The organism is Nostoc parmelioides FACHB-3921 (genome assembly GCF_014696625.1).
Classification (GTDB): domain Bacteria; phylum Cyanobacteriota; class Cyanobacteriia; order Cyanobacteriales; family Nostocaceae; genus Trichormus; species Trichormus parmelioides.
In genome coordinates this window covers 1-26,102 of sequence record NZ_JACJQL010000063.1, presented here as the reverse complement: position 1 = coordinate 26,102, position 26,102 = coordinate 1, and the positions used below count along the sequence as shown (strand labels likewise).

The 26,102-nt window shown below is 40.1% G+C and carries 24 protein-coding genes and 1 pseudogene; 18 read left to right on the top strand and 7 right to left on the bottom strand.

Annotated elements, in window-relative coordinates; translation table 11 throughout:
• Positions 1 to 25 precede the first annotated feature (25 nt).
• The 9 genes from H6G14_RS26445 to H6G14_RS26405 all read left to right on the top strand — a co-directional run bounded on the left by H6G14_RS26445 (position 26) and on the right by H6G14_RS26405 (position 11,598).
• Positions 26 to 1,150 carry a hypothetical protein gene (locus H6G14_RS26445; RefSeq protein WP_190571122.1) on the top strand — a complete coding sequence of 375 codons (1,125 nt, stop codon included), beginning with the start codon at positions 26 to 28 and terminating at the stop codon, positions 1,148 to 1,150.
• 83 nt (positions 1,151 to 1,233) lie between these two features.
• On the top strand, positions 1,234 to 2,052 hold the full coding sequence (locus H6G14_RS26440) for a hypothetical protein (RefSeq protein ID WP_190571120.1): 819 nt from the start codon (positions 1,234 to 1,236) through the stop codon (positions 2,050 to 2,052).
• Positions 2,049 to 3,602: a TrbI/VirB10 family protein gene (locus H6G14_RS26435; RefSeq protein WP_190571118.1), complete on the top strand. Its 1,554-nt coding sequence runs from the start codon at positions 2,049 to 2,051 to the stop codon at positions 3,600 to 3,602. The genes H6G14_RS26440 and H6G14_RS26435 overlap by 4 nt, the downstream gene beginning before the upstream one ends.
• Positions 3,599 to 4,330 (top strand): hypothetical protein, encoded by a 732-nt coding sequence (locus H6G14_RS26430; protein WP_190571115.1) that lies wholly within the window; start codon positions 3,599 to 3,601, stop codon positions 4,328 to 4,330. The genes H6G14_RS26435 and H6G14_RS26430 overlap by 4 nt, the downstream gene beginning before the upstream one ends.
• A 4-nt stretch (positions 4,331 to 4,334) precedes the next feature.
• A complete protein-coding gene (locus H6G14_RS26425; protein WP_242053703.1) occupies positions 4,335 to 5,654 on the top strand; it encodes a hypothetical protein in 1,320 nt (439 codons plus the stop codon).
• 206 nt (positions 5,655 to 5,860) lie between these two features.
• Entirely contained in the window at positions 5,861 to 7,621 is a 1,761-nt protein-coding gene (locus H6G14_RS26420; RefSeq protein ID WP_190571113.1) for a type IV secretory system conjugative DNA transfer family protein, read from the top strand.
• Between the two features lie 61 nt (positions 7,622 to 7,682).
• Positions 7,683 to 8,144 carry a relaxase/mobilization nuclease domain-containing protein gene (locus tag H6G14_RS26415; RefSeq protein ID WP_190571111.1) on the top strand — a complete coding sequence of 154 codons (462 nt, stop codon included), beginning with the start codon at positions 7,683 to 7,685 and terminating at the stop codon, positions 8,142 to 8,144.
• Positions 8,137 to 10,767, top strand: a complete 2,631-nt coding sequence (locus H6G14_RS26410; protein WP_190571109.1) for a DUF3854 domain-containing protein — start codon at positions 8,137 to 8,139, stop codon at positions 10,765 to 10,767. The genes H6G14_RS26415 and H6G14_RS26410 overlap by 8 nt, the downstream gene beginning before the upstream one ends.
• A gap of 30 nt (positions 10,768 to 10,797) precedes the next feature.
• Positions 10,798 to 11,598, top strand: a complete 801-nt coding sequence (locus H6G14_RS26405; protein ID WP_190571108.1) for a hypothetical protein — start codon at positions 10,798 to 10,800, stop codon at positions 11,596 to 11,598.
• A gap of 85 nt (positions 11,599 to 11,683) precedes the next feature.
• Here the strand turns inward: H6G14_RS26405 and H6G14_RS26400 are convergent, their stop codons facing one another.
• The 5 genes from H6G14_RS26400 to H6G14_RS33385 form a co-directional block, all read right to left on the bottom strand.
• Positions 11,684 to 12,295, bottom strand: coding sequence for a DUF6753 family protein (locus tag H6G14_RS26400; protein ID WP_190571106.1), 612 nt, complete (start codon positions 12,293 to 12,295; stop codon positions 11,684 to 11,686).
• Positions 12,282 to 13,031 carry a hypothetical protein gene (locus H6G14_RS26395; RefSeq protein WP_190571104.1) on the bottom strand — a complete coding sequence of 250 codons (750 nt, stop codon included), beginning with the start codon at positions 13,029 to 13,031 and terminating at the stop codon, positions 12,282 to 12,284. Before H6G14_RS26395 ends, H6G14_RS26400 begins: the two co-directional genes overlap by 14 nt.
• Positions 13,003 to 13,821 carry a nucleotide-binding protein gene (locus H6G14_RS26390; RefSeq protein ID WP_190571101.1) on the bottom strand — a complete coding sequence of 273 codons (819 nt, stop codon included), beginning with the start codon at positions 13,819 to 13,821 and terminating at the stop codon, positions 13,003 to 13,005. Before H6G14_RS26390 ends, H6G14_RS26395 begins: the two co-directional genes overlap by 29 nt.
• Before the next feature lie 239 nt (positions 13,822 to 14,060).
• Positions 14,061 to 15,863: a MobV family relaxase gene (mobV, locus tag H6G14_RS26385; RefSeq protein WP_190571099.1), complete on the bottom strand. Its 1,803-nt coding sequence runs from the start codon at positions 15,861 to 15,863 to the stop codon at positions 14,061 to 14,063.
• A gap of 175 nt (positions 15,864 to 16,038) precedes the next feature.
• A complete protein-coding gene (locus tag H6G14_RS33385) occupies positions 16,039 to 16,203 on the bottom strand; it encodes a hypothetical protein (RefSeq protein WP_206757612.1) in 165 nt (54 codons plus the stop codon).
• Between the two features lie 20 nt (positions 16,204 to 16,223).
• Between H6G14_RS33385 and H6G14_RS26380 the strand changes: the two genes are divergently transcribed.
• From H6G14_RS26380 to H6G14_RS26365, 4 genes are all read left to right on the top strand, one after another.
• Entirely contained in the window at positions 16,224 to 16,667 is a 444-nt protein-coding gene (locus H6G14_RS26380; RefSeq protein ID WP_190571098.1) for a hypothetical protein, read from the top strand.
• Position 16,668: 1 nt separating this feature from the next.
• Entirely contained in the window at positions 16,669 to 17,871 is a 1,203-nt protein-coding gene (locus H6G14_RS26375; RefSeq protein WP_190571096.1) for a hypothetical protein, read from the top strand.
• Between the two features lies 1 nt (position 17,872).
• Positions 17,873 to 18,253 carry a hypothetical protein gene (locus H6G14_RS26370; protein WP_190571094.1) on the top strand — a complete coding sequence of 127 codons (381 nt, stop codon included), beginning with the start codon at positions 17,873 to 17,875 and terminating at the stop codon, positions 18,251 to 18,253.
• 155 nt (positions 18,254 to 18,408) lie between these two features.
• Positions 18,409 to 18,768 carry a hypothetical protein gene (locus tag H6G14_RS26365; protein WP_190571093.1) on the top strand — a complete coding sequence of 120 codons (360 nt, stop codon included), beginning with the start codon at positions 18,409 to 18,411 and terminating at the stop codon, positions 18,766 to 18,768.
• Here the strand turns inward: H6G14_RS26365 and H6G14_RS26360 are convergent.
• Complete coding sequence (locus H6G14_RS26360) at positions 18,765 to 19,331, bottom strand: hypothetical protein (protein WP_190571091.1); 567 nt, start codon at positions 19,329 to 19,331, stop codon at positions 18,765 to 18,767. The genes H6G14_RS26365 and H6G14_RS26360 overlap by 4 nt on opposite strands.
• Here H6G14_RS26360 and H6G14_RS26355 point away from each other — a divergent pair.
• From H6G14_RS26355 to H6G14_RS26340, 4 genes are all read left to right on the top strand, one after another.
• Positions 19,330 to 21,021, top strand: coding sequence for an ATP-binding protein (locus H6G14_RS26355; RefSeq protein WP_190571089.1), 1,692 nt, complete (start codon positions 19,330 to 19,332; stop codon positions 21,019 to 21,021). The genes H6G14_RS26360 and H6G14_RS26355 overlap by 2 nt on opposite strands.
• Positions 21,022 to 21,094: 73 nt before the next feature.
• A complete protein-coding gene (locus H6G14_RS26350) occupies positions 21,095 to 21,601 on the top strand; it encodes a DUF192 domain-containing protein (protein ID WP_190571087.1) in 507 nt (168 codons plus the stop codon).
• Between the two features lie 68 nt (positions 21,602 to 21,669).
• Positions 21,670 to 22,341: a response regulator transcription factor gene (locus tag H6G14_RS26345; RefSeq protein ID WP_190571084.1), complete on the top strand. Its 672-nt coding sequence runs from the start codon at positions 21,670 to 21,672 to the stop codon at positions 22,339 to 22,341.
• A gap of 98 nt (positions 22,342 to 22,439) precedes the next feature.
• Positions 22,440 to 23,063: a hypothetical protein gene (locus H6G14_RS26340; protein WP_190571082.1), complete on the top strand. Its 624-nt coding sequence runs from the start codon at positions 22,440 to 22,442 to the stop codon at positions 23,061 to 23,063.
• Between the two features lie 66 nt (positions 23,064 to 23,129).
• Here the strand turns inward: H6G14_RS26340 and H6G14_RS26335 are convergent, their stop codons facing one another.
• The gene (locus H6G14_RS26335; protein ID WP_242053701.1) at positions 23,130 to 23,678 is read right to left on the bottom strand and encodes a hypothetical protein; all 549 of its coding nucleotides are present in this window, start codon (positions 23,676 to 23,678) and stop codon (positions 23,130 to 23,132) included.
• 37 nt (positions 23,679 to 23,715) lie between these two features.
• On the opposite strand from H6G14_RS26335, the pseudogene H6G14_RS26330 reads away from it, so the two are divergent.
• Positions 23,716 to 26,102: pseudogene (locus H6G14_RS26330) on the top strand (hypothetical protein); the annotation flags it as partial.

The window sequence follows — 26,102 nt, the reverse complement described above, 5'->3', positions numbered from 1 at the left end:
AACTAGATATCTGCGAGAAAATAAGATGTTGATATATTTATTGAGTCAAATTCCGGGTGGTGTAATTTCTAATGATAATTTAGCCGATAGAGCCGCGCAGGTGTCACTTGGAGTAGCTCAAGGATTTAATGAATTATGGCAAGAAGTAATAGGAGGACAACTGTATGGTTCTCTTTGTACTGTGGGAACGTTATTCGCCCTGACTACGTTGGGATTTTATATATTGGAGTGGACAAAACAGGTATTAAATAATGAAGAGCAACGAGCGTTTAGCTCGTTTATTTGGCCATTAATTATTGCCACATTGTTAGCAAATAATGGACAACTGCTGGGAAGAACAACAGTTGCAATAAAAGATTACATCAATAATGTTAACAACTACGTACTGACCAGAACAGCAGTAGGAGTAGACTTACGTGCTGCATACTCAAAAGCAATGGGAGTAGCAGCAGTCAGAGCGGCCATAGGCAGGGAGATTGAAGCTTGCCGTACATCGCAACTTTCACCCTCCGAAACAGTGCAGTGTTTGGAACAAGCCAAGCAATCATTATCACAGCAGTATCCACAATATTTTCGAGCAAACGGGCCTTTTGCTTGGTTGATAGACAGAATAGATAGGATTGTACGCGCTCCACAAGAGGCAATACAATCAGGAGCAAATCCAATTCAAGTACTACTATCCCCTTTCAGTGCCTTTGTGGGTTCAGTGGTAGCAGAAAACATTACCAATATATTAGTAGGACTATCAGGAGCATATCAGTGGGGCATTGAGCTAACGATGCTGCTGACGGCTTATCTGGGGCCATTAGCGGTAGGGGGTTCGTTGTTGCCCTATGGTGCAAAACCGATGCTGGCGTGGTTGACGGGGTATTTTTCCGTGGGATTAGCCAAACTGAGTTTTAATATTATTGCCGGATTTGCTGCTGAATTAATTGCAAATTCGCGTGCAGATCAACCACTATTTTTCTTATTTACAATTGGAATTTTTGCGCCAGCGTTAGCTACAGGTTTAGCCGCAGGTGGAGGTATTTCGCTATTAATGCAGATTAACAAAGCCGCAGATGAGGCGAAAAATTTCGCTAAAGATGTTGCTGTAACTGTAGTAACGGGCGGTGCTGGTGGAGTGGCTAAATTTATTCGTCCCAAATAAAGCTGGGGCAGCAGGGGAGGCTGGGGAGCTTTAACTATGTTGGCTGTTACTGATTAAAGGTCTTGATTGTCACAAATGAAATTATGTTAAACCTGATTAATTTAAAAATTCCTAAATCTAAATCTAAACCGAAAGACCAAAAGAAAAATACAGTCCTCTCTTCTGGGTCATCAATCCCTACAAGAATAGCAATTATAGCGGTAGTTGCATTTTTAATGGGGAGTATTTCACTCTGCCTTCAATTTCTCAACTATGGAGCAATTAGGAAGCTAGTCAGGAATGAAGTCCCCTCACTGGTTCAGTTGTCGTCAGGCGAAACAATTTATGCCAAAGCAGTAGAACCCACTGAACGCTCAGATGAAACGATAAAGCAGTTTGTCTCAGATTCATTTGTGGGGCTGTTTAATTGGGATGGATTAGTTCAGAAAAATAATGAGCAAGGGAAGTTAATAGTAGAAACTGACCCTGGCGTAGAAATCAAGGGAGTAGATAATAACCCAAGTAGAAAAATTACTTCTAGGGCATACGAAGCAGCATTTGCACTATCAGACAGACTTGGGTTTCGTGCAGCATTCCTGCGGAGATTATCACTTTTGACAGACCCAGAAGTGTTTAGCGGCAATATGCGAGTGGCGCTAATTCCCCACTACATATCCCCTCCCCGAAAAATTAGAGATGGCAAGTGGGAAATAGATTTTCAATCAACATTAGTTACTTTTAGAAAGCTAGATAATGCGGGGAACGGAATAGCGCTAAATAAAACAGTAACAGTAGAAGCTGTCACCACCCCACAAAAGCCCCCAGAGGATACTACAGAATTAGCATTAAAAATCTATAAAATCCGCAAAAGTGGACTAGAAATAACACAAATAGTAGATTTGAATTTAGGGAAAAGCCGATGAATCACAATCCCTTAACAGTTGATGAAATAATAAATCTTGATGATGAACAAGAGAAATTAGACGATAAATTACCGCCTATAGACGAGAAGCAAAATTTAACCGAGCATAATTTAATTACATCACCTTGGTCAAGGATAGGGATAATTGGTGTACCATTAGGGATTGGTTTTTTAGTGTTTTATTTCCTGTTTAATAACATCATTAATGGTAAACAAACAGCTAATAATGCCGACCAAAACGAACAAAACTCAACACAAGCAACAGGGCAATCAAACAACTCCGATGGGGATGTTTATGCACAGTTGGCTCTGGCCAAACAGCAAGAACAATTAGAGAAGCTGAATCAAAACAAGGAAAAAACACCAGCCCCAGTACAAAACTCTTCTACTCAAGAACTTAAACCAGTAGCCAAACAAACTCAAGGGGTGCAAGTATCATCTGCGCCACCACAGCCAAGAATTTATTCATCCCCATCAACGACTTATTCACCACAATCAAGAACTAACTCATCATCACCAAGGACATACTCTACATACTCCGTACCCCAAAGTAATTTAGTGGCGGCTTCAACACCAGCACCCGACCCAATTGCAGAAATTGAGCGACTGCGCTCAATCGGGTCATTTGGTCAAGTGGTTTATGGCAGTAATGGCGGTAATGACGATAATCAAATAATAACTACAGCAAAAGCAGACATTGATACCCAAACAAATGTCAATACAGGGCAGCCACTGTCTCAAACTGATGATGAACAAGCATTGTCAACAAATGAGGAAACTGTAGAAGATACGGGAATTGAAAAGATTCGCTCCAGGTGGTCATCAGTTAAGTCTAATACTAAAAACTACTTACCAGAGGAAAGCCAGATTATCCAAGGGCGTAAAGCTCAATATCTGGTAGTAGGGCAGATGGCGAGTGGGGTTTTGGTGACACCACTAATTAAAGAACAATCCGACAGAAATCCAAATGGCAACGCTACTCCAGATGACCCAAGACGTTATGTAGCAAAGCTTACAGGGGAGTTGAAAGACAATCATGGGCAGATAGCCATTCCTGATGGCAGTTTATTAGCAATTGAATTAGTGTCAGTGGACGGAGCGAATCATGCGAACGCTCAAGTACGCAGCATCATTCTCAACAACACCGAATACTCAATCAAACCAGGTGCAATCACTGTATTAGGAGATAATAGTCAGCCCTTGATTGCCCGGAAATTTCACGACAGAGGTGGTGATATTGCAAGAGGTGATTTGACTGTTGGGGTAGTTTCAGCTTTAAGCAAAGTCGGTGAGGTGATTAATCAACCAGAGAGTGAAGAAGAAATTGAAGATGAATTTACGGGCAGGATTCGCAGACGTAGCAGTGGAAATAGGCGCAACCTAACCGGGGCGCTGCTGGAGGGTGCATTCGGCTCTATGTCGTCTATTTTAGGTGAACGCGCTCGGAGTTCTACCGAAGAAATTCAGTCTCGTCCCAATATCTGGTACATCCCTGCTTCCACCCGTGTAACATTCTTGGTTAACCGCACTTTGGAGATGGAAGAACCATGAAAAAGTTACTCATTTGTAGTGCGATCGCCTTTGTGTTGTGTCAGCCACTGGCGGCGGTAGCCACTCCAGTTGTGCGACGGGTAAGACAATCACTTGCCAGTGGTACTAATGCCAAACTCCAAACAATCAATGTGTGGAATGGTCACGGGGTGAACATTTCATTTTATGGGGTGGGTGAAACCATTCAGAGAGTATGGATTGATGACCCATCACAAATTTTGATAGATACCGATGGATGCTTAAAAGGGGTTGACTCTGAGTGTGAACAACCAGGGGCAGGACTGATTCACTTACGTCGGATTAAAAAACTCTCTATTCGTGGTTTGCCAACAGTCGCAACAACACACTTGACTATAATTACTCAAACAGCAACCGGAGAGCGCAAATCGTACCACTTCAAACTAGCGCCGTCTAATGGCAAACCGCAGTATAGCCAAATTGCCATTATCAATGACGAGCCTGCTGCATTGGCTACACTACCACCGCGTAGATTACAGCCCATCACACAAACCATAAATACTACTAGACAAATTAGATACGGAGTGGCAGTGGCAATCAGAAATAAATTGCTGACTCCATCATCTGCACTTCATGGTCGCATTGAACAATTAATTACCTACTTGCTTCAAGGTGATGAATTGTCAACGGCGGCTAATAAAGCAGTAGTTTCAATGGAATTAGTCAATAAATTAATTCAACTTGGTCAAAGTCCATCTTTAAATATCTAAATATATGAATCAGCAACCAGAGCAATCAAACCAATCCGAGAATAAATCTTTGATTTATCTAATGTTGGGCATTTTCCTAAATCAGTCAAAGCAACTTAACAATTCTCAACAGTTAACCAAATCAGATAAGCAACAGTTTAAGACTCAAAAAGATGAGCGAGTTAGATATTTAATATTTTTTGGCTTGATGTTTTTTTTGTTTATACATAGTTTTTGGAAATACGGCATTCTTAATCAAGCAATTGGGTTGATTATGCCCAGAGCATCAGCACAAGTTGCTATTGTTAATTCAGCCAGTGGGTTTGTCCCTGATTGGTCACGGTTACGTTTTAGCGACATGATTATAGGAGAAAACGGCAGCGTGACATACCCAACTTCAAGAGGAACAGAGTCTAGAATCTGGAGGGCAGGTCAAAGTATTGCTGAGTTTATGGAACTAGGAGATTTTGAAACCCCTGAATTGGCGATAGAAAGTCTAAACCTCTCAACGATAGCTAGAGTTCAAAGAATCAATTTAAATCAGCAACGACTGTCTGATTTCCAATTAACAAGATGGCAAACCTTACCAAACTTGGTCAGAGCCGTTCCTAGCTTGGGTAATAGAAGTGTGGGTAGTGTTAGACCCATCCGGGATTTTGTCAGGAGATTTGGCATTAATGGCGGTACGATAGCTAATGCTAGTCGCTATACAAGTTTACGTAATATTGAATTAGGGCGAGGAATTAACCTAAGAAATTACCCACTCACGTCAATTCCTAATATTCAGAACGCATCAATCAATCGCTTCGCTAATTGGCAAGATTCAAAAATTATTGGTGTGCCTGGATTATCCACACTAACTTGGGATAATTTACCAGGACTCAGATCGCTCGACCTTTCATTTGTGGGTAAAGTCGATTTAGTATTACGAGACATTGAGGCAAATCGCGTTCGCTCCATCTCTGGCAGTTATCAGGAAGGGTTTAATGTTCCCTGTTTACAGCCAAACTGCGCCCACGTAGAGATGGCAGGTGTAGGAAGAACCACTGGGACACAGTGGATATCTGGCAAAGTACAACTTGTCCGAGGAGGTTTCGGGATACTCAGAGTCTTGAATGGTGGAAAAGAACCTACAGGGAGACATCCGTTTGGCTCGGCATTTAAACAAGTAGTGTGGAATATTGATGAAGCAAGCGGCAAAGTACAAACTGCGATGTTCTTCCGTATCTGTAAACGCATTGCATTTGTTCGCACTTGCAGTCCCTACTTTATTGGGTATGTGCCTTTTATTGATTATTGGGAAAAAGACCCAATAGTTTTTGGTCAACCCAATTCTCTACCTTAAATAATTTGAACCCAGAGCTAATACCAATTCGCAATACTCGCAAAGCGAGAAGCAAGCTACGCAATTCGCAATGGGCTAACGCCCCGCTCCGTTAACGCAATTGAGAAAGCCTGATTTTATAAGGGTTTAGGGGTTTACATCTGTTTCATTATTTTAGTGAATTGGTATAAACAAGTAGACCAAAAGTTTCTTCTGACTTCTTCAAAATGAGCCAATTTTTAAAAACTACTAATACCAACAATCAGGAATTTCGCTTCGAGCAATTACAAAACCCTGATGATGCTGTTGGACAGTATACGCATTATTTTTTTACTCCTAATGGCTTAGGAATTTTAGGAGTATTAGGAGCTTATTTCCTCTTACAAATATTTTTTAGTAACCCGAAAAAGAATAAGTTAGCTTCAAGCTACTGGGGGGGAAGCAAAGAAACTAACAATGCCAAGAAGAAGGCAATAAAGCAAATAGAATCGCCTAAATGTGATAGTGCAGCTTTATTTATTGGTCAGCACAAATTTAAAGGAGAAAAAACTAAAAAAGGTAGTAGTGCAATACCAATATATGTACCAGATGCACAAAGGGGAACAGCAGCGATTGGCGCTCCAGGTAGCGGAAAAACATTCTCTGCCATCAACCCGATGATTTACTCATCAATTGACCAAGGATTTCCCTGTATAATTTATGACTTTAAATACCCATCTCAAGCGAAAGTTATAGCCTATGCCAAATTGAAAGGGTATGATGTCCACATATTTGCACCAGGATTTGCTGAAACATCCGTATGTAATCCCCTCGACTTTTTAAGAGATTCAGGTGATGCAGAAACGGCTAGACAATTAGCAACAGTTATTAACAAGAATTTCCGTATTTTATCTAATGCAAATGAAGATGGGTTCTTCGGGCCATCTGGGGATCAGCTGACTCAGGCGATATTGATGTTGACCAAAGAGTTTGGAGAACGCGCCGACATCATGACCGCCGCCGCCATACTATCGTCGGAACAAATGGTGAACCGTTTAATGGCAGCAAATCTCAATCCTTGGATTAGAATCGCCTTTGGTCAGCTATTTAGTTCAGCCGGTAGTGAGAAGACAGTGGCAGGCATCACAGCTACAGCCAGCCTCATGTTCACTCGCTTCATGGCGAAAAACACATTAGGATGCTTTCTTGGTCAGACAACCTTACCTTTGGAAATCAAGGGTAAGCAGATGATTATTTTCGGGCTGGACAGAGAACGCCGGGATGCGGTAGGCCCCTTGATGACGAGTATCTTACACATGACAATCGCCCGTAATATCGCCTCCAAGCGGAAAGACCCCTTGATAGTAGCTTTGGATGAATTACCCTCGATTTATTTACCAGATTTATATCGATGGCTCAACGAATCACGCTCTGAGGGGTTTTGCGGGATTATCGGCTTTCAAAATATGGGTCAGCTAGAGAAAAGCTATGGTAAAGAAATTTCTAAAGCAATCCTGGGCGCTTGTAGCACTAAATTTATCTTCAACCCTGGAGAGAATGAGTCAGCGCAATTATTTTCTGGTTATTTAGGAGAGGAAGAAATTAGATACAAGCATAAAAGTAGGTCTACTGGAGGAGGTAAACCCAGTACAACAGTCAGTGAACAAGAGAAAACTAAAAAGTTATTTGAATCGGCACAATTTCTGAAACTACCACCAGGAAAATGTGTATTTATAAATCCGGCTTATGCAAATAAAAATGAAGGTTCAGTTCCCCTACTAAAAACTATCAAAATTCCTAAATCGATATTATCAATTGAAGAATACAATCAAAAACACTGGGATAAGTTAGTAGTAAGAATGGCGATGAAAAGCACTCAATCAACGCCGACACAGCAAGATTTAGACCAAAGAATAGCTGAAGTAGATCGTCGCCTACCAATACCTGTTGAACCTGTAGAGCCGGGAGTGCAAATGTTATCTGTCGATGGCGTGAGATCCATGCTTTAATACAATTCGCAATTCGTACCACGCGCTCGTTATTTTAGGAAAGAAATTAATCGGAGTCGGAGTGGAATTAATAATTATTGAAGATTCTTTGCGGGATTTTCAGCCTATTTCCATATTAGACCAAACTCAAAAAAGACTGATGGCAAACATTATCAATTTTTCTGACCCCATATCCTGTATTATTAATGCTTTCCAAAAGCAATCTCATCTAAGACCCAAACTCAAAAAATTTGGGATCTACGTTAAGCTCATATTTAAGAATACTCAAGACTTGTTAGAAGAAAGATTTTTCCGACAGATTCTTAGCCAATATTTAGAAGAGATTGGCTGGAGCGACCTACAATATGTATCGTTTATAACTTATAGTCAAAACTCTATCCAAATAGATATTATTTTCAATCGAGTAATTTCCCCAAGTCAAATTATAGATTTGAAATGCTTAAAAGCGACTAAGAGGCAATATAAAATCTTACGCCAAGCTTATATAAATACTTGCAACAGTATAGAGAAAAGTTATGTTTGATGAACGTAGTGTCAATATATTTAATAATTATACGGTACTGTCCCAAGAAGATTTTCACAATAATTTAAAAATTTGGAATCAGGCGATAGTTCCTTTAATTGAAACATCATTAGAGCGCCTCAAATATGAATGGGATAAACGAGCCAAGATAGAAATTGGTGATGAGACTTATGTTCTCAAGCCGAATGAGTCAGGGGGTTACTCTTGGGCAAAGATTGACCCATCTCTAGACCTCGAATGGGATTTTGAAGGGGAAGAATTAGAAGTGTCATCTACATCATTCACCTCTAGAGCATCTACATCAGAATCTACACAACCAACCACCTCAGCACAAACACCCCTAAAGTCCACAGTAACCACCGAGGCAGAGCAATCAGAAACATCGACACCAAATGCAACACAAACACCAGCATCCCCATCCCAACCAACACAACCACCCGTATCATCTGGCAAAGAAACTACACCACCAACAACAGCGACACAACCACCCCTAATTTCTACACCAACACAATCAAAGGCATCGTCAGTCTCTGTCTGTCCCCCAGAACATATCGACCCCAATCATTGGCAGGAACTAGTCGAAAAGAGTGCGATCGCGCCTGATATTGCACAGATGAACTTTCAAAGTCTGCACTTTAGCCAAGCAAGAGGTTCACATGAAGCTTGGGATCGGTTGATGATTAGCGATAAACTACCGCGCACAAATACAGGTAGATTATCTAATGAGATGTTGAAAACATACTCTTACCTGGATTCTACAGATGGTTGGTGGTGTAATGCGGGAGTAGATCCGCGTAGCTTTTTGAGTTTAACCCCTGGTGAAACTGCCCCGCATAAAGAATGGGGATGTTATAAGCCAGATCAGCCAAGACCAAAAAAAGATGAGGATGGTCAGATAATTGAAGGGAAATTTATTAAGTATGAACATCCGCCGAAAACTCAATTATCGACTTTCTTACTGGATGTGCCAGATGATATTGCGGCGCAGGTTTATCAAAGAGCAGGTGTAGACCCAACCGAAAGCGATCGGCAATCAGGATTCTGGTACTGTGTGTGGAAACACCATGTACCAGTCATCGTGACTGAGGGCGCGAAAAAAGCAGCCAGCATACTCAGCTTTGGTCATGCTGCCATCGGGCTACCAGGAATTAATGCAGGCTACCGTAGTAAAGACGAACAGGGAAACCTGATTCAGCCTCAGTTACGAGAAGAATTTGCCATGTTCGCTACTCCCAAAAGAGACATCAAATTTTGCTTTGACCACGATACTAGGCTAAAAACTGTGGCAAATGTTCACAAGGCGCAGTTAAGGACTGGAAAATTGCTCCAGGAAACTGGGGCTAAAGTCAGTATTATGACTTTACCAGGGCCAGACAAGGGCGTAGATGATTTTACTGTTAACAATGGTCAAGAAAAGTTTGAAGCATTAGTCAATGATGCCCAATCTCTAGAAGAATGGGAGAAAAATAATCCATTACCTGATTTGAGGTTAACGATTCAACTAAAAAATGGGCAAGTATTGAAGCTGTACGAAAAGCTTAAAGATGGCACTGTGAAACAAAACCCAGCAAACTTGTCCCCTGAACAAGTAGCACAGGCGATTCCTACTGGTGTGGCATCACCCTCAAGCCCAGAACTGCAACAGCCACAGTCCAACACTGAGCAAGCGCAGCAGGATGAGCAGGGGGAGCAGGGGAAGCAAGGGGAAAATGTACCGGACGACTTTAATTCCCACCTCTCCCCCAGTTTAAGAGCGTTCCAACCTACTACAGTTGCTACAGGCCAAAAGTATTGGGCAGCAAAACAAAAAGTGCCAAACTATGCCCAAACTTTACCGAGAAAATTTTTGAAAGAAAAAGAAAATGAAGATATTGTAACTGTTGCCAAAAAACTGCTTGATAAATATGGACAGGCACTAGACGATGGCAGCACTGTTTACAGGAGTGATGCCTTTACTATTAGGAAATTCAAAGACACCTACAGTATTCATCGTGCTGGTGATGAGAAAGAGAGTTATTTCTCTAACTCTTTAATGCAATTTGAGATGAATAAAAAAGGTGAACCAGTAATTAAAAACTCAGAGACTCTACTAATGATAGAGCGTCAGGAATTTCTCAATGTTAATCAAAGATTTCAGTCAGTCACTCAACTGCCTTCATTTTATGAAGATGCAATAACACTAAAATCTCATCTAGGTTCTCTCGCACCATTGGGAACACAAGATGTCGTCAAGAAGTTAGAAATTTCCGAAGTCGCCCAACTGCTGAATCATACTTTAAAAACAGCACAGTCTCGCCATTTACAAATAGGAGATTATCGGCTGAAATCGGAAGCTGATAAACAAACTGGTGAAGAGTTAGTGAAACTTTCTAAAAAAGAAAGTGATGGGTTATATAGAGAAGCTGTTAGGATTAACCTATCGACAAACGAAGCTTTAGTCATGAGGATTGGCGGACAAGACCTAGAAAATCTGAGGTTAATCGCCAAGCGGGTGCAACTAGAATATTCTCCTCAAAATAAATCACCTAATACTGTTGGAGATTTATCTCCGAAACAAACTCCTCAATATCGACATTATCAGGGTATAAATAATAAATCAAAATCTAATGACATCGAGTTATAATCAATAATATTGATGCCCAAAATCAAACCTATGGAAGTAAGAAAATCCTCTACTCTGGAAAAAATTAGAGAAATAAATCCTGGGGGCATCTCCGATAATATGATGATAGCGAGATTATCTCGCGTACTTAAAGAAACCCCTACTCAACAGCCATATCTGTCAGTAGATTCCTCGGCTCAAGAATCAGATCCTAATCGTCAACAAAAAGTCCGAGAAGAATTAGGGCAATTGCTATCTAAAGGTAATCCAGAAGAAGATGAGCAGGCTCTTAAACAGCAATATCTTCAGCAATATTTAGCAAAATTAGGTCTAAAGGATGTGAAACCTCAGCAATCTCAAGCTGACAATCTCATTACTCAACTTGAGCGATTGAAAGAGCGCCAAAAATCAGCTTTAGCTACAGCTAATCAACCCAAAAATACTGTATCTTCACTCGTAAGACAAACTTTTGATAAGGTAGTGAAGACATTTGAAAATAAACAAGAATCCCCAGATAGAAAGTCATTCATTAGGACAGTAATTGACACTATCATGACTAGAGGTAAAAGTCTTGGGGAACAGCAGCGTGAATATGAAAACGACTTATATAAAGCTTCATTCCAAGTAGAACATACTAAGCAAGTCCTAAGCATAGACCGTAAACAACCACAGCCTAACCAGGAAAATCCCGCATTCAAAGCCGAAAAACTCGGAATCAGTGATTTTCAAATTTTACAAGACAATCTCTCCGCGCAGGAAGCTCAAGATGTAGTGGCTAATAATCAGCCGCCACTACAAAAGCCCCGTATTCCACCTAAACGGGACAAAACACAGGAGCCAGAGCTTGACTAACATACAATTTTCGCACCCACACTATATATGCACGTAAGACCAGCAAAAGTAGTATTGCTGGTCTTTTCCTTTTCATAGATGGGGACTATTTCGATTTCCTAATTCTGACAACACAGCGATCCAACAAGCGCTCGTCTCTCTTACAGACTTCAAGCTCAATTTTATTGTCCTGTGCTAATTGTCGCGCCTGTTGACCCTCGGTAGATTTAGCCCACTGTAAAAGCTTAAGGTCGTTGGCAGTAACGTTACTATTGCCAATACCAACGTAGTTAGCAATGACATTCCCAGTAGTCACAGACCCAAGCAAAGCCCCGACAGCAATTATGCCGCCGAGTATGCCACCAATAGACCAAACTCCCAACTTGACTTTACCAATTTGTGGCGCTTCTATTGGTAGGGAAATTGTCGGTTTGAGTTTAGGAAGTTCTTCTTTAAGACTTTCTTTAACAGCAGAGGTAATGACGGCGTGTTGCATCACTTCTGCTGCCTTGGTAGCATCGGAGAGCCTTTTATCCATCATTAGCGCCCCAGCTTCTAGTAATGCCTCCATCTGTGTGGGAAATTTCTGCATCATCTCCTCAAAATTCCCCAGGACGGTCATAATTTGAAACAAAGGGTCATCAGGGTCAAAACCTACTTCATCAGCAAGCTCCCTAATTCGCTCTTGTTCTTGTTGGGTGTAATTAGAAATCGTCATAAATAGGCTCCTGCTGAGGTTGGTGTAATAGCCCTAAATACTGACAAGCTAAAGAATTGTTCAGGATGGATTGATGAAAACTTTTGATCCACTTGTAAGCGTATGTTCGGTAAACAGAAAAAATATTGATGTCATGGCTGATTTGTGAATATGGTTTTTTGACTGTTTCTATAGCTTCATAGCTATACTTATTCAGTTGTTTCAAGACAATCTCTGTTCCTGCCAAATTCATCACTTGGGAATGCCCTAACTTTTGATATGTTTTGAATTGCACATCGAAGTGTTGGTTTTTGACAATCACATAATCCGCCTGATTAAGCGCAAAAGCTAAAAGTTCTGACAAATACACAGTACAGTCGGCTCGGTGAGAGATGGGATGAAGAAATGTCAAGCGCCACCCAACTTTCTCCAGGATTTTAAACAGCTTTACCTCATCAATGTAATTGCAAATCTTGTCTATATGCTGCCCCGGCATATCAACGATGATGGCATCATAATTATTGACCAGTTCTTCTATGACTAAATCAGTACTTTCGTTAAAATGGAGGCTTTCTACTTCAATCAGACTCTGGTATGCTTCTAACTTCTGGCGATTGTCGTGGTCATAGGCTCTGATATGCTTTCCCTCTAAATAAAGTAAGTCAATTAACAGTCGAATCGTTGTAGACTTGCCAACACGAGAATCTCCTACACTCATAATCAAGCGTTTAGGGTGAGGACTGTTGTAAGGAGACATCTTTCAATCCCAGTAAACTTTTAACTGGTTCAATAGAACTTTTAAAATTTTCCATCCATTTTTCGATTCGAGCCTGGACTGAAAGCTTTTCGCTTTGTGCTATGCCTTGAGCAAATGAATAGTTGTTCTCATCTAGAAAGTCATAAGCGCGTGCAATCAAATCTGGCAGACAAATCTCTGGCATTGATTTATTGGCGTTCGATAGTTCCTTGACTAATGGGGAATTGTCATACCTCTCAAAACTATCCTGACTACCAAAAAACAAATTCTTGACCACAACATAATCAACCCTGTCCCCACAAAAACCACGTAAATGACTCAATTGATTAACCGAATCCTTTGTGCGATTAATCACTGCTGCCATAGTGATCCTCATATCCAAATTCTTTTCTACCCTTGAGAAAAAGCCGATCTCTTCTTCAAACAACCGGAAAAAATGAATTGATTGTGGTGGTAACTCCAGCAGGAATAAAGATTTGCCGGGAGCTACCACTTCTCCGTTCTCTTTTGTCGTTGGTTGGATGAGGTCTTTAAGTTCGTCCAATAAGGAGTCAGCTTCTCCCCGTTTGAAAATATCTACTGGCGATACAGTACATTCATCTTCATAAAACCTTTTGATTTGCGGATTAGACGTATCCGCGTCAAATGCCGCAAAGTTTTGATTAGTATCCAAGTAAGTTTGAAGTAAGGCTCTGGAAAATGTTGACTTTCCAACGCCACCTTTGTCTCCAGTGACAATCACTAATCTGCGACTATATTCTTTGGATTGATTATTGTTGTTATCTGTCATTTTTTTCCTGTTCATCTTGTAGCGTCTGAACGTATTTTATCGATTTTATCAAAACCAAGCTTTGCCGAAGTGCGAACGCGCAATTGTTATTGGCACTACACAGCTATAACTATTTTGCACTAAATTATTATTCAACAAATTATCTTGTGGTGGAAATTTTCTAATATGAGAATTTCACTTAATCAAAGAACAACCCTAATTAATACTTTTGTACTAAATACAAGTAAATAATACAAAAATTAATATTCCCTACCTTGAGATGGTAGATGTTGTTCAGGTTGCTGGAGAAGTTGACGCTGTTTTAATTCCTCATTCCAGTCAGCCAGTTGTGGTTTTCTCCTCCTAGCATGAGATAAGACTTCTTGAATGATTCGCGTTGTTTCATCGTCAGAAGGTGAATTACCATAAGCCAATTCTACGTTTGGGATGTTCTCTAAAAATTCCCTTGGTAAACTTTGAGGACTATCGGCGGCTAAATACATTGTTCTAGTGGCTGTTGATGGTTCCATGACTGCAACCGATATAGCCTCAATTGGCGATTTACACAATACTACTCGTTCAACTTCATCAGTTGGTTTTTTACCACCCATACGGAACCAAAACCATCCATCACTACGTGAAGTGCCTTTTTCATACCCCATAAAAGTATTGTCCTCACCCTTGGTTCCTCTCAAAAATGCTCCGTTCACTTCCCCTAAGAGCGATCGCATCACAAACACAGCATTTTGTCGCTCATCAGCATAAACCAGCCCCCGTTCATGAAGCGCTTGTACTAAATTGACTGGTAGTTGACGTTTTTGGGTTAAATAATCCTGTACTGCCTGCCATTGCACGTCATTCTTGACTGGCGCAGTAAATTCAACGGTTGTACCAGTTGTGGAGATATCCGTCGCTTGTTGTTTAGCCCAATGTAACGATGCTCGCTCCAACTTGGAGCTACCATAGTGTTGATTAAGCCAAGCCAGTGCTGTGGTGAAATTACATTCATTGACGTGCATTACCAAGTCAATAGAACCACCGCCACCATGAAGTTGACTGGGGTGAAAGTCGTAAAATTTGGACTCATGAATATTAATGATGTGATTGCGTCCTTTCCAACGATTAAAGTTTTTCCAGTCGGGATTTAAACCTAATTGCCAAGCTACATCCTCCAGTGGTAAATCACGTAACTGTTGTATTTGCTGGCGTAATGATGAGTTCTCTTCCAATAGCTGTGCGACCGTTTGTTCTAGCTTAATGCGGGATTGTTCGGCAGTAACAGCATTTTGGTTAGCTCTTAGTGATTTTTGTAGTGTGAATTTGCGGTCTGCTAACTGATGGTTAATCGCTTGGATTGTGGGATCTGCTTGAATGCGCTCAAATAATTGCTGTGCGGTTTCCCCTCTGAGTGGCGCGAGTCTATTAAGTTCCAAGGTGAGTGGTTCACTGTTGACCGCTTGGTAATATTCTTTAACTTTAGTATGAGTCGCTTGAGAGCCTTTGATACCCCTTTGAATGCCTAATGGTGCAAGGGCTTTTGCATAACTATCTTGTAGTTTGGATAATTTCAGCCTTCCTTGTGCTTGAGAGCCACCGAACATCTCCTTATAACTGAGTCGTTTGGTTTTCTCATTGATAGGTACTACATAAGCATGAATGTGCGGGGTTGCCTCATCCAAGTGCAATTCGGCTCTGACGCATTTATCACTGTAGTTTTCCTCTAACCATGTCCGCGCAGTATTTGTAAAATCCTGCATCCTGTCAAGATCCCACACACCAGCTTTTGATGGGGAATCGGGGCGAAAGTATTCAGGAGATGCACTCAAAAATATTTCACTACACAGCACCGAGTCTTTCCTCGGCTGGTATTTTGTTTTTGATTGTATCAATTCTTTAACTACATCTTCTAGCGATCGCTCATCTCCATCCCCAATTAGTCTAATATTTTGTTTAGTGGGGTCAGCATTAGGTGTTTGTTGAAGTCGAGCCGTATGTTTTTCACTCCCACCGATATTACCAAATGATTTTAATTTTTCTACTCGCAGTATTGCTAAGGCTACCATTATTTTTTTCACCCTATGAGTAATATGAATGCAACTTCCGCGCTCCCGGCAGGGCGAACTACTTTTGCGTTCCGAGCGCAGCGAGGAATGGGCGCAGCCCACCCGCAGGGCGCGAAAGTAAAGTGAGTACACCATCATGGTACTCCACTCGAAATCTCTCTTTTTACCCAACTTTTTAGTCGCCAAAAACCCCACTTTTACCGCCAAAAAACCTACTTTTTTTCTCTTCATTTTCAACAAAGCTAGTGTTTTTAGTCGCCAAAAAATCTATTTTTACCGCACAAAAACCTATCTTTACCGCCATTAAACCCAAGTAGAATAAATGTAAGGTTTCATACAACTATACTTAGCTGAAAATTTATGAGACAACAAGCCAATAATGTTGAGTTACCAAAGGTAAAAAGAGTCAAAAATAGTTGGGATGGGAAAGTAATAAATTATTTATTAAATCACCCATCGAAAAGAAGCAGCCCGGAATTAATACTGGAAGCTCTTAGTTCTTACTGGCTGGTCGAGGCTTTGGAGGGGAAAGTTAGCGATGAGGAATTTCGGAAAGCTTGTTGTGCAGCTGCTGAAAATCTCCTGAAAAAATTGGCTTCAATTCAAAGGATGTCTGGGTTGAATTTTAATACAATGACATCAGTACCCTCATTAGAACTGCCAGTGGAAACAACAACTCAATCGATGAGGTCACAAGTTTTTCAACAACAGGAAAATGAGGACGATGAAGAAGATGACTGGAATCTGAATCTTCAACCGACACAAGAAATGCTTGCAGCTAATCAGATTTTGGAACAACAATAAGATGACACCTTTAAATGAATCTGGATTGACGAAGCTCGTCTTAACTTTTGATTTGGGTGCAAGTCTCAATAAAATAGTTGCTCAAATCTATCCTGACGCTGTGCCACAATTCATCACAATGAGTTCAGAAGTAGCAGATGTTGAGCGAGAGTCAGTGGCTGGGCTGGCGATTAATCCTCTGACTTTTGATGCTGCATGGGTAGGGATAGGGCTTGATTACTATGCTTTGGGCAGTTTGGCTAAGAACAAATTTGCAGGTACATCAGCAGTTCGAGATTTGAAATATCAGTATGCCTTACCAAAAGTGGCTGGCTTACTGTGGTTGACTTGTCAACATTTGGATTTAAAAGAGGCGGATGTTTTCATCCATTTGTTATTGCCCTCTGGAGAATCAAAAGATGGCAATACTTTGGGTAAACGATTGTCTGCTGCACTCAAGCAAGGAATAATCACGCCTACAGGTCGATTAAAGCTCAAACAGCGTAATTTTTATGTCTCTTTAGAAGGAGCAGGGATCATCTCGTATCGCTCCCGTACTTTAGGAAGTGCTTGCAATCATCAAACTATTGGAATGCTGATGTTAGGCTATCGCAATGCCAGTTTTACCGTAATTAAGGCAGGAAACCAAATTAAAGCTGAGTCCACAGATTTGGGAATGAATTGGCTAATTGAAAGGTTTGTGGAACAAACATCTGTAGGATTGTCTAAAGATGATTTGCGTTTACCGAAAGCATTAGTAGAAGCCAACTCAGGTAATCTTGAGCCACTACGCTCTTTATCACGTAAAACCAAATCTGCTGATATAGAGTCTGACTTGACTTTATTTCGACAGTCCTTAAATTTGGTACGACGAGAATATTGTCGTGCGCTGCTGCGTTGGATCAGAAATATCGCTGCTGTGGACGAAGTTCTTATTTGTGGAGGAACAGGAGAATTTGTTCGTTCTGAATTGACCCAGTTTTTTGAAGATGAAGCAATACCTATTATTTGGAACGGTGGTGTTAACGTACCGACTGTTCTGGATACTCACAAATTAGGTAGTAGATTGGCTGATGTATGGGCTTCACATATTAACCACATCAGTATGTTGGATACCAATTTTGGTTACGACCGTCAGCAACCGCTAGCTCCTCAACCAGCCAAAGCCTCCGAACCAACAAAGCAAGATCGCTGGAAAAACTTCTTACCAATGCTTGAACCCTAGTATGAATAACACCGAAAAACTCACACAGCTTGCCCAGCAACAAAGCTTTGACGATAGGACTAGGCAAATCTTTGACCATGTTTACACTCATTCCGGTATTGCAAACGCAAATCTAGCGCAAACCACTGTTACACAAGCAGATACTTTAGTCTCTGTCTTAAAACAGAATGATGCTACCCCTGAGTTCGTAAAAAATCTGCTGGTCTATTCCCTCAGTAAAGGGATGCCTGTTTATGTGATAGACCACATCCTCAACAGCGATCATGATCAAGACGGCAGAACCTTGTCGCAAGAGCTTTTTATCGATAATACTGACCCTTATTTAGTAGATAAACGTCCTCAGAAAAGTTCCAAGTTACGGCAAGTAGAGTTAGAGTTATGACGTTTTGCATTAAACCACTGCAAAATGTCACTCAATCACCTGACATTTTGCATCAAACTACTGCAAAATGTCACTCAAAATTTAGCGTTTTGCTGGATGTAATTAGAAGTTAAAATACGTAGAATTTACTTACTTTCACGAATGGTTGTGAGTTTATGTTAAAGCAAGCCATTAATTTGAACACCTCTACCCCAAAAGCATTGAAACCCCAAAATCCAGCACAGAATCAATTGCCAGAATTGGAAACTCTTCTTTGTGAACGAGTTAAGCAAGGAGGAGATGTCCACTCGGTTCTTTCGGCATTACACTATTTCAAAGATCATGATAGTCAAGAATACTGGTACAGTACATTTAGAAAACAATACCAAGAGCGTTCAACTTTTGAATCGCTACAAAGGGTCTTTATGACTGCCTTTGCTGTCTTAGGCATGGTTATTGTGTTTGACAGACTGTTCAATCCACCCACACCTATAAGTAATAACCATAACCCACCATATATTGAAAAATCAAATTAGCGTAGGTAACGATTCCGATAATTGTTTTTGGAGAGCTTTTTTGACTTTTCAAGAGTCCATTGCCATACAGGGGTTAACTTTTCGACATCTTTGAATAATGGTTGCCAAGAATCATTAAGCGTGTACTTACTAATGACATTAGCTAGTACACGTAAACATCGTAGTGGCTGAGAGCTAACTTGTTCTTCAGCGAACCGTAGTACTATCCAATTAGCTTCGACAAAGCATTTGTTACGGTAATCATCCTTTCCCACATGATGAATTGGTTCATGAGTAGCAAAACTAAATGGCTCATCAATCTCGATATCAATGTGCAAATCTGTATTTGGTTCCACGAATAAAAAATCGGCGCTGTAAGCGTTTTGATGGTCTAAAGGTAGTAAGTCTTGTTGAGAGTAAATGTGAGGAGCAAAATACTTTTCTAGAATCTGACCAAACTGAAACTCGGAAGCACCTAATTTTGTGGTATCGCTTGATTTTGAAGGTAAAAGAATCGGTGTTAGCTTACCCAGTTTAACATCTTCAGGAATTAGCAATATTGGATAACAAGGACGATTATTCATGAAAGATTTAATCCAACAACTCTTTAATTTAATTAAACTAGAAAATCCTTTAATGGCGGTAGAATCTCCTTTGCAAGAGCGTTTGAGGTTCCTGAAAAATCTAGCCCAAGAATGTGAATCACAAAATATTAAATGCTATTTGTGGTCGCTAGAAGATGACCAACTGCGCCAATTACAAATTGTAGATAAGGCACTGACACTACAAAGTGTACGCGAGTATCAACCGATTGCTGATAAATTTCGCCCTGAACATTATTTCCAAATTTTACGATTTTGGCAAGCTAGCTCACTACAAGGAATATTACTGCTAGAGGGGATATTTCCTTGGTTGAATGATAATCCAGATTTCCTGACTTCTGAGTGGATTAAATCAGCACTGATTAATCTCAAATTTGAGGTAAATGACTATAAATATCAATTGACTCAAACTCAAAATCTCTGGTTCCTTGAGAGTTCTATTGCTACTAGTTTAGTTTATCGCCACTCTTCTAAAACGACTATTCTCTTAGGCCCAAACGCCACATTATCAGCCTTTCTTGCCGCCGAGATTCCTACTGTGACTCAAGAACTACCGACAGTAGAAGAAATCAGGGTTTACTTAAAAGAAATTTTACCTGACTCCTATAGCATCTTAGAAATTGATAATTTGGCGATCGCCGCAGTTGGGATGTATTTAGCAGACATCGAATATGGTATCCGCCAAGCAACACTCTTAATAAACAGCATCTCGGCACAGGAGCTAACCAAACAACTATCGGTTTACAAAATCAAACTGCTCAAACGAGTTTATCAAGTAGATTTTCTCCTTCCACCTGCAATTGAGGTAGGAGGGCTTGAACTAATGCAAGAGGCATTCAGAAAGTATAAGCGTCTGATGAGTTCACTTGCTCAAACTTACAATCTGCGCCCTCCCAAGGGGATTTTACTAATCGGCCCACCCGGTACAGGAAAATCATACTCGGCTAAAGCTTGTTCTGCCTTACTGGGTATACCATTAATTGTTGTCGAGTGGGGTCAGTTTCGTAGTTGCGGTAATTTAGCCGAGTATAAGCTAAAAAAGCTACTAGCATTAGTCGATAGAATTGATCGTATACTCTTTTATTTAGACGATTTTGACAAAGGTTTTGCAGGTGATGATGACTTATCTAGGCGACTCGCAGGTTTGTTACTCACCTGGATGCAGGAGAGGACGAGTAATGTCATCATTATTGCCTCAGCTAATAATTTAGAATTGCTGCCACCGGAACTGACCAGATGTGGACGATTCGATGACATATTTAAAGTAGACTTGCCCAACAACGGGGAACGGTATTCAATTTTTAAAATTCACCTAGCCCGATTTGATGCTCGATTTCGTAACGGTGGTGATGCTTACACCGAGGAAGAATGGCGTAGACTGCTTAAGGAAACATATCGTTGCGTTGGCGCAGAGATTGGAGTCATTGTCGAAAAAGCAGCCGCAGCCACTTTCTATCAAATGTTTCCTGACAATACTTCCATAGAAATTCTTTCCCCATTGGAGATTACTGTCACATCCTTGTTAAAAGCTAGAGAAAATATTAACCCTTTAGCTATGCGAGAAGCTGACAAAGTTGAGATGATGCGAAATCGGGCATCTGTACAAGGTCTGCCTTCTTCTACTCCAGATGGCTCTATTTATAGCGTTAGTAATGTCAAGATTTTTGATTGAAGGTACATAATAACTCATTAACTAGTATTTAAGAGCCATATCCTTTTAACTAAATTCCGACTTTCTATGAATTATGCAGGTACAAATTGCAAAAGACTTTAATATTTCTATTGTCAAAAGCTTGAAAGTTATCGGTTGTTTTGCCGGCATTTCTATAATTGTTGGCACTCTCACTTTAACTTTTGTTACTTCTCGTCCACAATCTCTACCAATAAGATACAAACTGATTCGCAATAATCATACTTTTTATTTAGAATATGCTACTTCTCTCACTCAAATAAAAAAAGGACTCAAGTATCGCTCTCATCTTGAGCGCGATCGCGGAATGTTGTTCAATTTGGGTCGAGAAGTGAAAAATGCCGGCTTTTGGATGTATAAGGTAAAAATCCCTTTAGATATCATATTTCTTTATCAAGGGAGTGTGACAAAAGTTGTTCATAATGCTCTACCATGCCCTCAGCAACCATGTCTCATATATACCGCTCCTGTTGCTACTCATGTACTTGAACTTCCCTCTGGTTCAGCTAAATTAACGAATATTAAAATTTCTGAAAAATTGAATTTTTCTGAGCAGCAATAATCAGGTTAAGATGATATTATTTGATAATATTGTTCCCAACTGTCAGCTTTTTTCACTCTGAAAAAATTATGATACGTGTTTTAATAATTGAGGATGTACCGCTTCTTCGCCTGGGGCTAAAAACTACTCTTAATAGAATAGACATAGAAGTATATGAGACAGATTCAACTCTAGGTCTACAGCAAGCTCAATTAATTTGCCCTGATGTAGTAATCCTGAAATTGGATATCGATTTAATTGACTCCATTAAACAAGAATCTCCTGATATCAAAATAGTTGTCCTTGGACAACAAAAAGTAGATGAAGGGCTACTCAAGTTAGCTTTTAGCTGTGGTGCTACCTCCTATTTACTACAAGATACAAAACCAGATATTTTTTTATATGCCGTGGAAATGTCTTATCAAGGACAATGCTGGGTTGATCCGCGAGTGTCTCGTTCTATCCTCGATATCAGCAAAGAGGAGGATCACTCTTTGAGGAAAGGAAAAAAGTTTGGCGAATCGTTGACTCCAACGGAGATGAAAGTCCTTAGATTAATGGCAGTAGGTTGTTCTAATTTAAAAATCGCCTCAACTCTTCACCTTTCCCCAGGTTCTATCAGAGGTTATACTAATTCACTTAATCTGAAGTTAGGTTCCCAAAATCGCGTTCATGCGGTATTTCGTGCCATTTCTTTAGGCTACATCAATTGTAATTCGCTCTTAGAAGTATCTAGTGGGGAAATTTTAGAACCTGTCTAATTGTTGTATTTCAATGCAGCATTAGTCTTGTTTTGTGGCATTTGGTATTTATGAACGGAAATTTAGTGTAACCTCATTTTTCAACATTTATCAATAAAATGATATTAATCAAATTTAATAAAAGCGCGATTTTTGCAATAGCATTAGCTATAACTTCGTGTCAATCTTCCGTAGGTGCTGACCAAGCCCAAGAAATTAGTTCCAAACCCACTGCTGATCCTTATTCTCAAAAAGTTAGAAGTATTGCACAAAAATATCCGGCATTGTATCGGGTGGAGTGGACAGTTTGTGGTGTGCAGAAAAGAGTAAGCATAGGTCGTACTCTTCTTGATCAATGCGTTGAAGCTGTTCCACCGATGTTAGTTTGGGCTGCTACTGGTAAGTACAAACTCATACCTACTCAGGATTTTACTACTGGGATTCAATCGCATCTTTTTCTTGAATCACGAGGTTGCTTTGCATTTAATGAACCTACCTCAAACTCACAGTTTTATAAAGCAAAAACATTCCTTGTTGGATTGTATAACGATAGAGATAAACTTCCTAAACCTACTGCACAAGTCAAAATTACCAAGCTTACAGATAAAGAAAAAGAAGCCATTATTTCTGAACAAATTTCCAGTCCTCCTGAAACTTTTTCTCTAGGAATTTCCTCTACTTACGATTGTCAACAAGAACAGGACTGGCGAAAATACGCTCCTGGCGCTATTCTCTCTTCTTGAACCATGCTCAAGCTGAAAGTATTGTTATTGCCATACTTTCAGTTTGCCTAAAATATTTTGTTGTAACTACCAAGGGATATCAGGATCGAAAGGCAAACTACTTGTTTCTTCAAAGTTACGCAAGTCTTGCTCCATCTGTTTGCGTCGTTCTAGATATGTGCGGTTGGTTGCAAGTAATCTGTTCATCTCTTGCTCACCAAAGTTGATACCCACTTGAGCTTTTCTCGCGGACACTCGATTGTAATTATCAACCTCCAGTTTTTTACGGCGCTCCATCTCATCTAACCAATTTTCGCTAGTGCCACGCGCCAGTTCGGATTCCCTATATTCGGGTTTGAGAGAGCCATCTGGGTTGAACTGTTGTTTCTCTGTGGGGGTGAAAAAGTCGTAAGCGGTAAATACTGGCCAGGGTTCGGGGGAGGTTTCGTCCAACCTTTTCCATTCGTCAAATTCTTCTTTCAATCTTTGAGCATAATCATCAATTGCTTCTTCACTCATACCTTCAGATAACATTTGTAATCTAGCTTCAGCTTTTAATGTTCCATCTGGATTAAATTCTTTACCATTCATATTTATCCAGCGCTTTGTTCTGGACATATTGATAGTTAGTGACATATTTAACTCCTAAAGAAACTTAGTTTTAAATAAAGTTATGACTCTTGAATTTAGGCATTTCGATACAAGGCTAAATCAGTGGATTCATACTGACAGAGATAGAAACGCTCCTGGGTCAATTTTAACTGAAAAGTTAGATAACACTCTACTAGAATTTTACTTTCCAGGTAAAGAATTTTCTTTTGGGCATATAGATGAGTATAGTCAAGCAGAAGACTTAAGAAATCATCCAGATGAACATATTCTGTTAATATCTTCCAAAACAAGGCTACTGTACGGACATCCAGAATGTTTGCCAGAAATTGAAAAACTTTGCCCAGATAGGAAAGATAGAGGTGCTTATGGTTCCATTTTTCTTGGGGGGTGTAAAAATTCAATTCATAAAGAATTAAACATTTTGATTGTAGATGATTCTAACGGCGAGAATGGGAATATATTATCAAATAAGTTAGCCTACAAAATGGTAGGTGATTGTTATGGACAAATCTCAACCGAACTTTATGATAAGTTAACTAAACGAGAAGAACAGTCGGACAAAAGTTATCGCGTAATTCAACATCGGTTTGGATGGACTGAACGTGATGGGGAAGATAACAAATATAGATTTGGCAAAGGAACATTAAGACCGTCTAAATTAGATAAGCTAAAATATGCAGATTCTAACAATAAACCCAAAATCGATATAATTCTCCCCCTATCCAGCTTCAAAGGCACTGACAAGGATCGTCCCGGTGGCCCTAGTAAGTCGCAGATTCAACCAGGGCTATACAGGCAGAAAATATGGCTAGGTGAAAAGTCCCAATCAGAAAGAGGAAAAACGGCTATATCTCAGTTATTAGCATCATTTCCTCAAGGTATTAAGGACTTCGCTGAAGAACTAGAGGCGCAGGCTCAAAAATTAGCCCAGATGCAATCCGACCCCAGGAAAGTGGCACAACTGTATTGTAAGAAATATGAGCAACGCAAGGCTTTCACCGAGGAACAAAAAGCTGCTATACAGCAACAAATTATTGAACAAAATGCTGATGGAAGATTGGCAAAACAATTAGAACTACTAACCGGGGATGAAGATTCAGAAGAATTTGAAGTAAGCGATGAACTTGATGAATCTCCAAAAGAAGATTTATTGATGTACAGAATCATAAAAGCTGACTTAATTGGTGGACATAATCAGCTTATAGAAACTGAAAAAGTTCGGAAGGAACTGAGTAGATTTGTACAAAATGAATGGAGAGATATTGCAATTGGGCGAACCTTAACTTTCGACAGGGGAATGATAATCCCATCCAAGGAACTGAAGAACGGCGAAATATGCGTACCTTGGTTGGATGATGGAGAAAAGGTGCTAAATTTTCGTTCCCCCTTCCTTAACTCAAATGGCTTGTGTGTTTCAACGAATAAACTAGTTGATGATTGTTTAGCTCCAGATGCTACAGATTTACAAGGCGTTATCGTAGTAAATGATGAAGACCATAAACGCATATTAGCAAGACTTGAAGCTGACGAAATAGCTCCTCTTGAAACAGAATCCGAACGCCAAGGTAGAGATTTTGACGGTGATTGTATCGGTGTAGCACTAGCAAGTAATTATCCTAGCTTTACGGCAGAAGCAGAACATAGAAACCAAAGAGAAAATGCCTATGCTCCCACAGTAAAACTGAAGAAACAATCGTTTTATGAGCCATCAAAAGGAACTCAGCCACCATTTGAAGAAATCGCTATCCACATGAGCGATAGTATTAGCGTTGGCGTGATTAATAATCAAGTTACAGCATTGGAAGCCCTAGAATCAGAAATTGAAATTTTAAAAACTTATGGGACACCAGAACAGAAGTCTGAATATTTAGATAAGGTGTCATCTCACTATCAAGAATTATTCTCTCAAGAAAACCAAGAACGCCCTAAACCAATTAGGCAAGAGTACAAATCATACATGGAAGATTTTGTAGCTCTAGCCCAGACCGAGAGAGCGCCCCAAATCATACTTCAGGCGATGGAAGTTAATCGCCAAATGTACCGGAAGATGATTGAAGAAGGTTGTTTTCAAAACCAGATAGCGGTAGACCTGTTTAAAAGCTCTAAAACACCAGAAATGGGGTTAATTAAGGAGAATAATCGCTACTTATATCGAGATGTTAATTACATTAAAGATAAGAAATTAAAAACAATTTATTTAGACGAGGGTATCAAAACTAAAGGCTATTCCCCAGTAGAATTATTAATTAGCCAAACTAATAAATATTTTCAGCAATCACAATTAGAATCACGTCCTATCGTTCAGTTTCAAGATTTATTTAAAGGCGTAGAGTTCACACCACAGCAGAGATTAGAAGCGATCGCCGCCAAATTCGAGTATGACCGACTGTTCAACGCGGCGGTGCGGATGGATATAAAGCGCGAAACTGAGCAAGGGCCGTCTGCGGT

What these genes read in the sequence shown, in the direction of transcription:
- H6G14_RS26370 (WP_190571094.1), top strand. Translation starts at nt 17,873, where the DNA reads ATGAATAACACCGAAAAACTCACACAGCTTGCCCAGCAACAAAGCTTT.
- H6G14_RS26335 (WP_242053701.1), bottom strand. Translation starts at nt 23,678, where the DNA reads ATGTCACTAACTATCAATATGTCCAGAACAAAGCGCTGGATAAATATG.
- H6G14_RS26355 (WP_190571089.1), top strand. Translation starts at nt 19,330, where the DNA reads ATGAAAGATTTAATCCAACAACTCTTTAATTTAATTAAACTAGAAAAT.
- mobV (WP_190571099.1), bottom strand. Translation starts at nt 15,863, where the DNA reads ATGGTAGCCTTAGCAATACTGCGAGTAGAAAAATTAAAATCATTTGGT.
- H6G14_RS26400 (WP_190571106.1), bottom strand. Translation starts at nt 12,295, where the DNA reads ATGACGATTTCTAATTACACCCAACAAGAACAAGAGCGAATTAGGGAG.
- H6G14_RS26375 (WP_190571096.1), top strand. Translation starts at nt 16,669, where the DNA reads ATGACACCTTTAAATGAATCTGGATTGACGAAGCTCGTCTTAACTTTT.
- H6G14_RS26440 (WP_190571120.1), top strand. Translation starts at nt 1,234, where the DNA reads ATGTTAAACCTGATTAATTTAAAAATTCCTAAATCTAAATCTAAACCG.
- H6G14_RS26340 (WP_190571082.1), top strand. Translation starts at nt 22,440, where the DNA reads ATGATATTAATCAAATTTAATAAAAGCGCGATTTTTGCAATAGCATTA.
- H6G14_RS26365 (WP_190571093.1), top strand. Translation starts at nt 18,409, where the DNA reads ATGTTAAAGCAAGCCATTAATTTGAACACCTCTACCCCAAAAGCATTG.
- H6G14_RS26360 (WP_190571091.1), bottom strand. Translation starts at nt 19,331, where the DNA reads ATGAATAATCGTCCTTGTTATCCAATATTGCTAATTCCTGAAGATGTT.
- H6G14_RS26350 (WP_190571087.1), top strand. Translation starts at nt 21,095, where the DNA reads ATGCAGGTACAAATTGCAAAAGACTTTAATATTTCTATTGTCAAAAGC.
- H6G14_RS26390 (WP_190571101.1), bottom strand. Translation starts at nt 13,821, where the DNA reads ATGACAGATAACAACAATAATCAATCCAAAGAATATAGTCGCAGATTA.
- H6G14_RS26435 (WP_190571118.1), top strand. Translation starts at nt 2,049, where the DNA reads ATGAATCACAATCCCTTAACAGTTGATGAAATAATAAATCTTGATGAT.
- H6G14_RS26345 (WP_190571084.1), top strand. Translation starts at nt 21,670, where the DNA reads ATGATACGTGTTTTAATAATTGAGGATGTACCGCTTCTTCGCCTGGGG.
- H6G14_RS26445 (WP_190571122.1), top strand. Translation starts at nt 26, where the DNA reads ATGTTGATATATTTATTGAGTCAAATTCCGGGTGGTGTAATTTCTAAT.
- H6G14_RS26430 (WP_190571115.1), top strand. Translation starts at nt 3,599, where the DNA reads ATGAAAAAGTTACTCATTTGTAGTGCGATCGCCTTTGTGTTGTGTCAG.
- H6G14_RS26380 (WP_190571098.1), top strand. Translation starts at nt 16,224, where the DNA reads ATGAGACAACAAGCCAATAATGTTGAGTTACCAAAGGTAAAAAGAGTC.
- H6G14_RS26425 (WP_242053703.1), top strand. Translation starts at nt 4,335, where the DNA reads ATGAATCAGCAACCAGAGCAATCAAACCAATCCGAGAATAAATCTTTG.
- H6G14_RS26420 (WP_190571113.1), top strand. Translation starts at nt 5,861, where the DNA reads ATGAGCCAATTTTTAAAAACTACTAATACCAACAATCAGGAATTTCGC.
- H6G14_RS26410 (WP_190571109.1), top strand. Translation starts at nt 8,137, where the DNA reads ATGTTTGATGAACGTAGTGTCAATATATTTAATAATTATACGGTACTG.
- H6G14_RS26395 (WP_190571104.1), bottom strand. Translation starts at nt 13,031, where the DNA reads ATGTCTCCTTACAACAGTCCTCACCCTAAACGCTTGATTATGAGTGTA.
- H6G14_RS26405 (WP_190571108.1), top strand. Translation starts at nt 10,798, where the DNA reads ATGGAAGTAAGAAAATCCTCTACTCTGGAAAAAATTAGAGAAATAAAT.